The 13,478-nt window shown below is 50.4% G+C and carries 6 protein-coding genes and 1 pseudogene; 2 read left to right on the top strand and 5 right to left on the bottom strand.

The features are described from left to right. Nucleotides 1-79: 79 nt before the first annotated feature. Nucleotides 80-1,705 carry a response regulator gene (locus C8C92_RS14370; protein ID WP_116744320.1) on the bottom strand — a complete coding sequence of 542 codons (1,626 nt, stop codon included), beginning with the start codon at nucleotides 1,703-1,705 and terminating at the stop codon, nucleotides 80-82. Nucleotides 1,706-2,037: 332 nt separating this feature from the next. Between C8C92_RS14370 and C8C92_RS14375 the strand changes: the two genes are divergently transcribed. Together C8C92_RS14375 and purL are read left to right on the top strand one after the other, a co-directional pair. Beyond that, nucleotides 2,038-3,102, top strand: coding sequence for a GGDEF domain-containing protein (locus C8C92_RS14375; protein WP_133250753.1), 1,065 nt, complete (start codon nucleotides 2,038-2,040; stop codon nucleotides 3,100-3,102). Nucleotides 3,103-3,297: 195 nt separating this feature from the next. Then, nucleotides 3,298-7,335, top strand: a complete 4,038-nt coding sequence (gene purL, locus C8C92_RS14380; protein WP_116744322.1) for a phosphoribosylformylglycinamidine synthase — start codon at nucleotides 3,298-3,300, stop codon at nucleotides 7,333-7,335. A gap of 132 nt (nucleotides 7,336-7,467) precedes the next feature. On the opposite strand, the gene C8C92_RS14385 is transcribed toward purL, so the two are convergent. From C8C92_RS14385 to C8C92_RS14395, 4 genes and pseudogenes are all read right to left on the bottom strand, one after another. Then, complete coding sequence (locus tag C8C92_RS14385; RefSeq protein WP_116744323.1) at nucleotides 7,468-8,649, bottom strand: response regulator; 1,182 nt, start codon at nucleotides 8,647-8,649, stop codon at nucleotides 7,468-7,470. Beyond that, nucleotides 8,646-9,104, bottom strand: a complete 459-nt coding sequence (locus tag C8C92_RS14390) for a response regulator (protein ID WP_116744324.1) — start codon at nucleotides 9,102-9,104, stop codon at nucleotides 8,646-8,648. Before C8C92_RS14390 ends, C8C92_RS14385 begins: the two co-directional genes overlap by 4 nt. Next, the gene (locus C8C92_RS27235; RefSeq protein ID WP_133250754.1) at nucleotides 9,094-12,435 is read right to left on the bottom strand and encodes a hypothetical protein; all 3,342 of its coding nucleotides are present in this window, start codon (nucleotides 12,433-12,435) and stop codon (nucleotides 9,094-9,096) included. Before C8C92_RS27235 ends, C8C92_RS14390 begins: the two co-directional genes overlap by 11 nt. A gap of 64 nt (nucleotides 12,436-12,499) precedes the next feature. Then, nucleotides 12,500-13,312 (bottom strand): annotated as a pseudogene (locus tag C8C92_RS14395) (lipid II flippase Amj family protein). Nucleotides 13,313-13,478 lie beyond the last annotated feature (166 nt).

The raw sequence follows: 13,478 nt of genomic DNA on the forward strand, positions 1-13,478 counted from the left end.
TTGCCGAGACGCGGAAAAACAACCGTCATTCCGCCAGGCAGGTTCTTAACAGGTGGAACGACGAAAATCGTCAATCAGATCAGGTCGCGATACCGTATTTGTGCTGCGTCGCTTCGTATTGCTGCTTGAGCGATTCCAGTTGCGGATGCCTGGGGTCGATCTTGCGGATCACCTGCATCTGGTGCTGCGCCTGTTCGGCCAGCGGGGCTTCCCAGCCCAGCATGTTGAGCTGGCGCAAGATGGCGTCGACGGAGGCGAACAGCACGGGCAGGTTGCCTGGCGTCTTGCGCAGGGCCTGGCGCAGCACGAAGACGGCTCCTTTGAGCTCGCCGCTTTCCGACTTGCTGGCCGCATCCTGCATCAATTCCTGTACCTGGTGCGTGATCTGCTGGCCCATGCCTTGCGCCAGGTCATGCCGGCCCGCTTTTTCAAACACGTCGACGGCCTCTTCCATCGTCACGTCGCTGTCGGCTTCGTTGACGAGTTTCATCATGACCTCGGAGGCGGCCTGCTCCAGGTTGTTTTTCAGGCAGCTTTGCACCAGGCCTACCTTCAGCTGCGTCGACAGGCCGCGCGCCGTGTCCAGGGCGGCGGCGGCCAGGTGCAGTTCGGCGGCGGCGGCGATGTCGTTGCCGGACAATTCATGCAGCATGGCGGCCGAGATGGCGCGGCAGGCTTCCACGTTGGCGCTGCCCCGCAGAGAGCGCTCCATGTCGCGCAGCACGCCGCTCGCTTGCGGCGCATCGCCTTTCTTGACCAGCGTTTTCACCAGGTTGACGTGGTCTTCCGGGTCGCGGAACTCCGAATATTTGGCTTTGGTGACCACCTGCTTGTAGGCCCGTTCGGCCGCGCCGATATCGCCCGTGTCGTAGGCGATGCCGCCCAGGTGGCGCAGACGGCCCACCATGTGCGGCGAGATGGCCACCGCGTCTTCGAGGACTTTCTTCGCCTGTATCTGCTGGCCCATGGCTTCATGGTTTTGCGCCAGCAAATCGTAGGCGGCCATGAAGCGGGGATAAGTCTCCACCAGTTGCAGCAGCGCCTCCTGCGCCTCTTCATGGCGCTGCTGTTCGAACAGGGTGCGCGCCAGTCCCAGGTGTGCCCAGGCCATGGGGCGCGTGGCCAGCATGTCGGCGTACAGCTGTTCCGCTTCCTTCCATTCATCGAGGGCAATGTGCAGCTCGGCGCGCAGGCGGGTGAAATCGGCCGCCAGGCGCGGGTGCTGCAGTTCGGCCGCGCGGCAGCTTTTCACGGCTTCGCGCAAGTCGCCCTTGTCGATCAGCTGATAGGTAGGCAGGAAAATGGCGCGCCGTTCGATGGCGCGCGCGATGCGTCCGCTCAGCACATCGACGGTAAACGGTTTCAATATGTAGTCGGACGGGGTCAGTTCGGCCGCGCTGATCACCTTGCTGTGAATGGCTTCGGAGGTCAGCATGATGAAGATCGTCCACAGGCCGATCAGCTTGTGGTGGCGCAAGTCTTCCAGCAATTGCTGGCCATCCTGGCCGTCCGTGCCACTACCAAGATCGTATTCGCACAGGATGATGTCGAACGGTTTCTTCATCAGCAAGCGGATGGCCGTGCCGGAATTGACGGCATATTCCACCTTGCTGATGGCCGCCTGGTTCAGCATATTGTGCAGATTTCCCCGCATGCTGGGGTTCGGGTCGACGATCAGGACAGATAAGTCGCTAGTTTCTGGCATGGTTCAGCTCTCGTTCATCTGTTCGGTCATTTGCGGGAACTCTTCTTATAGGTATCTGCGTGGCAGTATTACTTTTTATCAGCATACTGCAAAGCCGGGAGACACTGCCAGCAAAATGCATGCAATCGGGCGCGCCGCGCGAGGGCAGGGATGCCCGGCGCCGTCCGGCGTGGTATTTCATGACACACCGGTGCCTGTTTTTCCATCCATTCCTTGACTAGCATGATAGTATTTTAAAAATGCAACACTTGTTGCATGCCGCGCCAAGTCGCGGCCAGGCATGCGCAAGGCTTTACCGGGCGCTTTATCCCTCTCTGGTGTCGATACCCGTCATGCGCATTCCTGATCTGTCTACCTTGCGGCGCGTTGCCGTTCCCCTTGCATTTGGCGGCAACAGCGAACAGCAGCATACCTATTTTGCGGAGTTGCACCGCGTCGGCCTCGTCACGCAAGTGATGGGCATCATTGCCTACAGCCTGACCTGGCTGATGATGCCCGATCCCTATCATCCGAACCTGCTGCACGCCGTGCTGGCGCTGCTGGGCATGCTGGCCAGCCTGGTGGCGCGCTACCGCTGCACCACCTTGCCCGTGCTGACCATTTCCGGCGCCTGCGCCGTGCTGGCCCTGACTTTTGGCCTGCGCACCATGGCCGACGCCGTCCAGCACGCCAGCTTCTGGGTCTTGCCCGTGGGCGTCTTCCTGACCCTGGCCATCGCCTCCATCTTCAATGGCGGCCTCAGCTACCTTGCCGTGGTGGCCGGCATCTGGTGGAACGTGGGCCACGGCCTGTACCCCGTCAACGCGGGCTTGCCCGACCAATCCTGGGTGCCATTGATGATCGCCGTCAGCGTGCTGTTCGGCCTGGCGCTGAATGTCAGCTTCAGTTTATTGCGTTTGCGTAATTATCACTCCAAGGTGGAATTGACGCGGCTGGCCTTCCAGGACAGCCTGACGGGCTTGAACAACCGCCGCATGTTCACGCAGCGCGCCCAGCAGATGCATGGCGCGGCCCATGGCGGCATGCTGCATTTCCTGATGATCGATATTGACGATTTCAAGATCATCAACGACCAGCAGGGGCACGATGCAGGCGACGAGGTGCTGGTGCGCACGGCCGCCATCATCGCCGACAAGGCGCAAGGCCATCTGTGCGGGCGCCTGGGCGGCGAAGAGTTCGGCATCGTGTATGCGGGCAGCCGCGAAGAAGCGGGCGCCTTTGCCGGCGGTCTGGTCGAGGCAGTCAGCCAGGCTTTCCATGCGACACAGTTCGTGTCGATCAGCGTGGGCGTGGCCGAACTGGACCGGGGCAAGGAACTGGGCCACAGCTACCGGCTGGCCGACGAGGCGCTGTACCTGGCCAAGCGGCAAGGCAAGAACCGCTATGTGATCGCCTGACGGTCGCACGGGCTGGTTGTTGCAAGTTGGCAAAAACTGCCGTTTTCAGGGCGGAAATGGCCGGAAAGCCATAAGTTCCGGTCATAAAGCAGGGGTAAAACGGGTATAATGCGCGCAAAGGAAATTTGCCGTACGAAAGATATTGTCATACCTACCTTTAACCCGCAGCCACGCTGCATCAACCACCTTCCAATCATGTTGATACTGCCGGGTTCCAATGCCCTGTCCCATTTCCGTAGCCACCGTCTGTTAAGCCAACTGCAAGTCGTCTCGCCTGCGATTGTTGCCGTACAAGCACGCTATGTCCATTTCATCGATGCCAGCGCGCCTCTCACCGACGACGACAGCACGCGCCTTGGCGCCTTGCTGACGTACGGCGAGCCGGCCCAGGCTGACAATACGGAAGGCGCTGCCGAAGAATTCTTCGTCATCCCCCGTTTCGGCACGATCTCGCCGTGGGCCTCGAAAGCCACCGACATCGCGCACAACTGCGGCATGGCGCACATCAAGCGCGTCGAACGCGGCATCGCTTTCCGCATCAACCTGAAATCGGGCATCCTGGGCAGCGCCATTGGCGCCGGCAAATTGACTGAGGCGCAGTTGAACGCTGTGGCCGACCTGCTGCACGACCGCATGACGGAATCCGTGCTGCGCAGCGCAGACGACGCCAAGGACTTGTTCCGCACCCTGGAAGCGCGTCCGCTCGAATCGATCGACTTGCTGGGGCAGGGCAAGCGCGCGCTGGAAACGGCGAACACGGAACTGGGCCTGGCGATGTCGGACGACGAAATCGACTACCTGGACGCCGCCTTCACCAAGGCCGGCCGCAACCCGACGGACGTGGAACTGATGATGTTCGCGCAGGCGAACAGCGAACATTGCCGCCACAAGATCTTCAACGCCGACTGGACCATCGACGGCGTGGCGCAGCCCAAGTCGCTGTTCGGCATGATCAAGAACACGCACGAACTGCAGCCGAAGGGCACCGTCGTCGCCTACAGCGACAACTCGTCCATCATGGAAGGCGCTACCGTGTCGCGCTTCTACCCGCGCGGTGACAGTCACGAATACGCGGCGTCGACCGAACTGACGCACACCCTGATGAAGGTGGAAACGCACAACCACCCGACGGCCATCTCCCCATTCCCAGGCGCCTCCACGGGCGCGGGCGGCGAGATCCGCGACGAAGGCGCGACGGGCCGCGGCGCCAAGCCAAAAGCCGGTTTGACGGGTTTCACCGTCTCGAACCTGTCGCTGCCGGATGCCGTGCGCAGCTGGGAAACGGCCGCTTCCGTGACGGCGCCGCTGGCATCGCGCTCCGAGGCTGACCAATATGGCAAGCCTGAGCGCATCGCTTCGCCACTGCAAATCATGATCGACGGCCCGCTGGGCGGCGCCGCATTCTCGAACGAATTCGGCCGTCCTGTATTGGGCGGCTACTTCCGCACGTATGAACAGAACGTCGGCGTCGACAGCGATGCGGTGTTCGGCTACCACAAGCCGATCATGATCGCGGGCGGCATCGGCAATATCTCGGCGCAGCACACGCACAAGAACGACATCCCCGTCGGCAGCCTGCTGGTGCAACTGGGTGGCCCGGGCATGCGCATCGGCATGGGCGGCAGCGCCGCCTCGTCGATGACCACCGGCAGCAACACGGCCGACCTGGACTTCGATTCCGTCCAGCGCGGCAATCCGGAAATGGAACGCCGCGCCCAGGAAGTCATCAACGCCTGCTGGCAAATGGGCGCAGACAATCCGATCATCTCGATCCACGACGTGGGTGCGGGCGGCTTGTCGAACGCTTTCCCGGAAATCACCAACGACGCCAAGCGCGGCGCGATTTTCGACCTGCGCAAGATCCCGCTGGAAGAATCGGGCATGGCGCCGAAGGAAATCTGGAGCAATGAATCGCAGGAACGCTACGTTCTCGCCATCGCGCCGGAAAGCCTGCCACTGTTCAAAGCCATGTGCGAACGCGAACGCTGTCTGTTCGCCGCCGTTGGCGTGGCCACCGAAGAGCGTCAACTGAAATTGATCGACCCGGAACTGGGCAACGAGCCGGTCGACATGCCGATGGATGTCTTGCTGGGCAAGCCGCCAAAGATGCAGCGCGACGTGGTCCACGTGGCCAACGATTTCCCGGCGATTGACTTGACGGGCATGGACTTGAAGGATGTGGCGCAAAAAGTGCTGCTGCTGCCGACCGTGGCCGACAAATCCTTCCTCATCACCATCGGCGACCGCAGCGTGGGCGGCATGACCGTGCGCGACCAGATGGTGGGGCCATGGCAAGTGCCGGTGGCCGATTGCGCCGTCACCACCATGAGTTTTGAAGGCTACCTGGGTGAAGCGATGGCCATGGGCGAACGCACGCCGCTGGCCGTCATCGACGCCGCCGCCTCGGGCCGCATGGCCGTGGGCGAAGCCGTCACCAACATCGCCGCCGCGGCGATTGCCGACATTTCCGACATCAAGCTGTCCGCCAACTGGATGGCGGCCTGCGGCCAGCCTGGCCAGGATGCAGCCCTGTACGACACGGTCAAAGCCGTCGGCATGGACCTGTGCCCCGCGCTGGGTATCAGCATCCCCGTCGGCAAGGATTCGCTGTCGATGCGCACGACGTGGAAAGACGAGAGCACGGGCGCGGCGAAATCCGTCACGTCGCCAGTGTCGCTGATCGTTTCCTCGTTCGCACCAGTCACCGACGTGCGCAAGTCGCTCACGCCGCAGCTGAAAACGGACAAGGGCGACACGTCATTGATCCTGATCGACCTGGGTCGCGGCAAAAACCGCCTGGGTGCATCCGCCCTGGCGCAAGTCATGGGGCAGTTGGGCAATGAAACGCCGGACGTGGACAGTGCGGAAGACCTGAAAGGCTTCTTCGCCGCCATCCAGAAATTGAACAGCGACGACAAGCTGCTGGCCTACCATGACCGTTCGGACGGTGGCCTGTACGCCACCCTGACGGAAATGGCCTTCGCCGGCCACACGGGCATGTCCGTCAACCTGGACATGCTGACCATGGAAGGCGAGCATTCCAGCGACTGGGGCGACGCCAAGAACTGGACGGGCCAGGTAGCGGAACGCCGCAACGAACTGACCCTGCGCGCCTTGTTCAGCGAAGAGCTGGGCGCCGTCATCCAGGTGCGCGCGGAAGAAAAATCGCTCGTCATGGACGTGCTGCGCACGTTTAATTTGGGCGCCTGCAGCCATATCATCGGCAAATTGAACGACCGCGACGTCATCGAATTCACGCGCGACGCCAAGCTGATTTACACCCAGCCGCGCGCTGACCTGCACCGCCTGTGGAGCGAAACGAGCTGGCGCATCGCCCGCCTGCGCGACAATCCGGCTTGCGCCGACGCCGAATACGACCGCCTGCTGGACGTGCAAGATCCGGGCATGAAGGCTATCGTCACGTTTGACCAGAACGAGAACATCGCCGCGCCATTCATCGCCACCGGCGTGCGTCCGCGCGTCGCCATCCTGCGCGAGCAGGGCGTCAACTCGCATATCGAAACGGCCTACGTGATGCACCAGGCAGGTTTTACGGCTGTCGACGTGCACATGAGCGACCTGATTGCCGGCCGCGTGAAACTGGACGACTTCCAGGGCGTCATCGCCGTGGGTGGCTTCTCGTACGGCGACGTGCTGGGCGCGGGCGAAGGCTGGGCGAAAACCATCCTGTTCAACGCCAGCCTGGCGGAACAGTTCGCGCGCTTCTTCAACCGCACGGACAGCTTCGGCCTGGGTATTTGCAACGGCTGCCAGATGATGAGCAATTTGAAATCCATCATCCCCGGCGCCCACGCCTGGCCCAAGTTCACGCGCAACAAGTCGGAGAAATTCGAAGGCCGCTTTGCCATGGTCGAAGTGATGGACTCCCCATCGATCTTCTTCAACGGCATGGCCGGCACGCAAGCCGGCATCGCTATCGCCCACGGCGAAGGCTACGCCGACTTCTCGCAAACGGGCGACATCACCCAAGTCAGCAAAGCCATGCGCTTCGTCGACAACAAGGGTGCCGCCACCGAAGCGTACCCGTACAACCCGAACGGCTCGCCGGAAGGCATCACCTCCGTCACCACGCCAGACGGCCGCTTCACCGTGCTGATGCCGCACGCGGAGCGCGTGTTCCGCAGCGTGCAACAGTCGTATCACCCTGAAGCATGGGGCGAGGATTCGCCTTGGATGCGCATGTTCAGGAATGCGCGGAAGTTTGTGGGGTAATCTATTTTCAGCGCTGTGCCTTGGATCAAGGTGCTGCTGCTGGGGTAGGGATGAAAAAGCCGCTGTCGGGAGACAGCGGCTTTTTATATGGAAACACAATTCATTTTAGCTAATTATTATTTTAGCTAATTATTAAAATATACTTGACCACAATGATAAATATATTACCAGTAAAATTACTGCTGCCATATAGATGAGTGGCTTTATTTTTCCAAATAGTAATACTACTTTTTCGAGTATCTCATGTTTTATTACTGATGACTCTCTTTCTTGACTACAAGCTACTTCTTGACTTGTAAAAAAAAGAGGAAGCCAATATTTTTTCATAAAATGATCGCTAAAATAGGAACTGTGACCGCCATTGAAAAATCTATTTGTAAAAAAACTATCCTGAAATCCATGAAATCCTGTTTTTCCCGCCATTCCAGTTCCTAGAATTAGACCTTCACTGAGCCATAAGACATAGTCTTTATCAGCGCAATCATTGATGATTTTTATTTCGTTGTCTCTAAAGATTTTCCAATCAAAATCGCGCTTTAAAACACTCCCACACATAACGATGGTCTTAATTGGAATTTTATTCTCTTTGATTATTCTTCTTAGTGAATTTGCAACCAAGTATGTCCCAAAGCTGTGGCAAAAAATTATAAATTCACAATTCTTATTTGTTTGAAATAAATTTAGAAAATGTCTCTCTAACTTATCAATTTCTCTCATTCTAAGCATTGGAATGAGAAAAGAAAATGCAGAAAAATATCCATAGCTATAGTTATGAAAAGGAATAACGCATAAATTTGAGTGAGTTAAAATTTTAAGTCTATTTTGCCAAGATCCAAATGTTCTAATCCCATGTACCGTTATCGCGTTAAGTGATACACTCTTTATGTGTCTTGTTGTTTTTGATTCTGATACATAAGTGAGCGCATTGGAAACTTTAGTTTTCCATCCTATAGATGATTTATTTGCTTCGATAACTATTAGGCAAAATTTTGAAAACTCATCCTGATATGACTTAATGTCTTCCAGATGAGCCGTTATTCCTATTATCCTATCAGGCTTATTAAGATGATTTGACCTTGTTATTTGACCTAGTAATGCTAATCCATGATGATACTGAGGATTTTCATTACTTCGTTTTGGCAATACAATGTCTAAAATAAGAACATCAAAAATAAAATTCTCAAGGAGATTTTTTGCTTGATCTGTACAATCTGCTTGATATATATCAGACGCTATTGAAATTCCCTTTTCGATAAAATGATCAAAAATGCTTTGACGCCGTTTGGGGTCGTCGTCTGTAATTAATATTTTCATTCCATCATTGCCTTTATGACTTTCATTATTGTTTCCTTCCAGGCAGATTGCGAGCTATCGTAGAAAACCATTCCCGCAAACTGTGGACCACATTCTTTAGAAAGTTCAATTTTTAATTCTTCAAAGGTATATGATGCACCTTTATCACTGAATGTGGCATATTGAGTTATAAAGATTATTTTGCTATTTATTTTCTCACGCATTATTTTACGTGCAATCTCTCTTCCTGCCAATGTTCGAAAACGTCCTCCAGCCTCCGATGCGATTTTGTCATAAGTTGGCAAGCTAATGTCTAGTAAAATTAATGGGAAATTTTTGTTTTCGAGAGCTTGAATTCCACTGGTGAACGAGCAGGCCTCTGTTATATTTATTTTTGAATTTAATGAAGTAACAAATTCCGCTGTCCTGAGTCTTTTGTGCGGGTTATCTTCAATGAAAAGTATTTCAAGGCTCATATGTAATCTCCGCGCAAAATTGTAAATTATCTAAAGAAATTGTCACTGTTGAACTTGAGCCAAATGATGAAATTGCATTGTGCGCTTTGACTAATCCAGATCCACCTTCTGTTGTGATTAAGTTTCCGGAGTCGGCATTAAGTATTTTTTCCTTTATTCCGGATAAAAAGTCAGGTGTAAGTAAATTAAACTTCTCTTGACTCAAGTTATTTTTAATTATTATTTTTGCGCCATTATAATGAGGGATTCCGCTTATCTCAACGCGGGTTGCGTGTCCTAACCCACTATGTCGGTAACAGTTGTCGAGAATGTTTATAATTGAAATTATAAATGGCTTTACTGCATTGCTTTGAATGAATAGTAGCGGGAGATTGAACGGTGCCTTTTTCTCAATAGCAAAGGCGCCACCTTTGACTTGCTCAAAAGAACTTATGGCAATGGAAAGTACATTATCTAATGTTCCCGCTTTTACTTCCGTTATTTCAGTTCTTTTAAACCATTCCGCAGCAATGGTTATATCTTCTTTTATTTCATTTCTAGCATATCCAATTTCCGCCATCAATTCTTTTAATGCAAGTGTTTTTTTTGTTATTTTTATATCTGATTCAAGTTTTTCAAAAAGTTTATCAACATTATCTCGGAAGGGGCCATTCAAACTATCGCGTATTTTCTTAAGAGATTCTTCTGTTATCACCCAAATTATTTTAAGAATATAATCCGAAATTTTTTCATGGTCAGTTGTTATGTCAACAAAATTCTTAAGCTGGTCAAATTCAGTTTTCTGGAAAACATAACTAAATGCACGGTTCGGTTGGTCAGAAGAGATCGCAATTTTCATCCATTCTTCTGCATCTGCAATAAGCTTATTGAATGACGATGTGAACTTTTGTAGATCAGCCTCTATCATTGTCCAGATTTCATCTCTTACTAAAGAGTTTGCTTCTCTCCAATAGGAATTTTGTTTATATTTTCCATTGTCATCTACTTCTGTTACTAATTTCCTCTCTTCAAGTCGAGCGTGCATTAAATTGGAGAAAAATCCATGCCTTATTTCCGCACTTAAATTTTTGTCTAGCCCATATTTTTCATCAAACTTAAAAGCATCGCAAAGTAAATTAAACATCTTTACGATGGTTGTATTTTTGTTTCCAGATGCATATGCTTGCACCATACCTACAGAATTAAATTCATCACTGATAATCGTAAATCTCTCCTCTCCCGAATCTTTTGCTTGTCTATAAAGCGTAGAAAGTGAAATCATTTCATCAGAATGTTTCTTTTTTATAGCTGTCCCGTCGACATATATTTTCGATCCATTAAAGTCACTAGCGCCAGCCTCTACAATAACTCTTTGAATAATTTCCTCCACTTCAATCATACGAGTCTCTGAATTCAAAGCCTGTTTTTCCAATAGTAAATCTAATATTCTTATTCTTTCTGCATGTAGTTCTCTTGTATTTTTGAAGCAGCTAAGAAAATCCATGATTTCTGATACACAAATATCTTTGAAAAACAATACTTCAAGATCGTTAAGTTTTTTTATTGTTGATAGTAAATCACTCGGTTTTTTTATCTTCATACTATGCAGGAAACCCTCAAATGATTCGTTTAAAACATAATCTTTATGAGGTGATGTATAGCGATTATAAAAAAAAGCGACTATCACGGCACTAATGCTACATATTGACCTATCCTCAATTATATTGATCATTTTAAAAAGAGGAAAGCATACGTGCCTATTCGGATCTGATACAAGCAAAGGTGCTGCTAGTAAAATAAGTTCTTCCTCTTTTCCAATGGATAAATATTTTTCTGATATTAGCTCAATGTAATCCTTTATGAGTGGAGTTGAATTTTTAAAAGATTCAAAAAAATATTCACAATCAGTATTGATGTCAAATTCTGCTATTTTTTCTTTTATTATTCTATATTTTGGAATGTCTTCTATTTTTTCATTCATATTTAATGACATTTTATTGCTTTTTTTGTCCGCCATTGTATATGTTAAAGGTGTGACGTTTGGATCAGTTGCTATAGAAATATAGGCTGCGAGTTTTGGGTTGTTTTCCTCATATTTGTTTGGCAATGCTTTATATAGAGCTAGTTGAATATGAGATCCATAAGTCAGTGAGTGGTATTTTATCGCTGTTGTTATTATTTGTTCTTCAGCTTGCGTCCAAAGGGGATCTATTTTATAAATTAAAGCAAGTTGTATAATCGTTTTTTTAAGTATTCCTTTGGATATTGGAAAATCTGGTATTTCTCCAAGATAAGCATAACTTTTTGCGATTAAATTTATGTAGGCAAGCGGATTTTTTATTTTCTCGACATTGTCAAAATAAATTTTTATGGTTTTATCATAATGCCCAGAGGTGTAGTTATCAATTAATATTAAGCCTAGCGAGCAAGTATTTTTTTCAGAAATGTCAAAGTAGTTATTGAACATTTGCTTAAGTGTTGGGTCAGTAATGTTGTCATTTAATGTTTTGAAGATAGCATCAATATTTGGAATTGTTTTTATATTCGTTGCTTTAAATTCAGCAAGTGATAGACGTAATATTGATAAAATGAAACAGTATTGATCAATTACTGGAAAGCCCTGTAGTCTACTTAAACTATTTGAATAGTCGTAATTCCCCTTTATGGGAAAAGGTGTAAAAACAAGTTCAAGAAAACTAGCAGTTTCTAATAATTTTGCCTCTTTAAACTCTATTGCACTTCTAGATATTAAAGTTTTTAAATGCAATGATGGGTCATCAGACCCTATGATTAATTGGCAGCAATGAAATATGAACCTTGCCAATGACTCTCCCGCCCTGTCTTTACTGTTATTGCAGAATTCTTCTAGTTCTTCTGTTTTTTCTTCTGAAATCAGAATTAACATTTTTGTTCTTACATACCAAACTGATTCACCGAAAATATCTTTAAATTCTTCAATTAAATTATTGGCGTTTGAAAAATTTCCAATAATTATTTCTCTTTCTATTTTGTCTCTGTATTCAGAAAAATCTGAAATCTTTTTTCCATTTTTTGATATTAGGTGAAGATATATTGACCACATTCTATTGTTTGTTAACGGTCCTGCAAGGAAAGCATTGGATCCGAAGTTTTCTATTGTTAATGCGTTGGAGGTTATTAAATTTTTAAATCTTTTAGTTGTTAATAGTTTCTCGAATCGTTCTTCAAATTTTGAATCGGTTTCATGGGCAAGAAATGTGGCTGCTTGCTTGCGGTATTTCTCTTCACTCATTGTTTGTGATGCTATTGCTGTATTAAGTAGTAGAAATGGTGAAATTCCATTTTCCAAATTTTTTGATTTTATTTTCTTCATAATTTTTATTTGTCACTATTCTTTATTGGTTTAATATTTTTTTTAAAATATATTCTAAGTAATTTTAATTACCCCTTCGACAATCAACCGCCGACGGCACCAGTAAAAACTGTGCAATCAGCGTTCCCGCCAATCTGCTTCCCACCAGCCACACCACCGCCCGTCTAAACTGCGACTCTTCGATCTTGCCCTCGATGACGTCATCCGTCATGCCCGACACCACGTGCCGATGAAGACGGCCATCATGATGGTGGCGCCGCCGTTGATGATCGAGGACAGGGTACTGGAGGTGACGCGCACGCTGGGGTCGAGCACTCCTGCGTACAACGCCGCGGTGTAAGTTGGACAACGATGCGCCCACCGTCCACAGGGCCGTGGCGATGATGTTCATGGCCGTCATGGAGACGGAGACGCCCGATTTTTGGCGCAGGCCCGTGACGTTGGCGGGCTTGGGCAGGCTGGCGGAGGTCTTGAGGTAGGACAAGCTGCCCTTGAGGACGGCGTGCAGCAGCAGTTTCGGTACCGACCTGTGTACCTGGAAGTGCTCCACTGCGCGGCAGAAGGCGCGCTGGAAGGTGGGGATAAGGATTGCGCCCAGTATCGTCGCCAGGCTGGCGGAGAATAGCAGCCAGCGGAAGTCGACTAATAAGGTGCTGGCGGCGACGTGCTGGTCTATGCCCGTTTCCACGCGCTTGGCCAGGAATGGTCCCAGGAATGAGTTCGAAGTGCGCGACAGCAGCATCAGAATGCTGCACAGGGCCAGCGATACGGCGATGCGCCGCGTGCGGATGCCGGCGATGCGCACGGAGTAGGCGAGGGTGCCGATGAGGTGGATGATGAACGTCAGTGCGCAAATCAACAGCAATTGCTTGTCCATCACAACCTTGCAGTAAAGAAAATGTCATTCCATGCTGCCATGGAGTTACTTATTTTTCAACTGCAAAGAAGATAATTATCACGTGATCTAGCTTTTGTGGTGTTTTATGCGCGTTAGTGTGGCGTTGGCTGAATTTCCACCCAAGGCAGAAACTGGGGTCAGACCC

Source organism: Janthinobacterium sp. 78 (genome assembly GCF_003096775.1).
GTDB lineage: Bacteria > Pseudomonadota > Gammaproteobacteria > Burkholderiales > Burkholderiaceae_D > Janthinobacterium > Janthinobacterium tructae.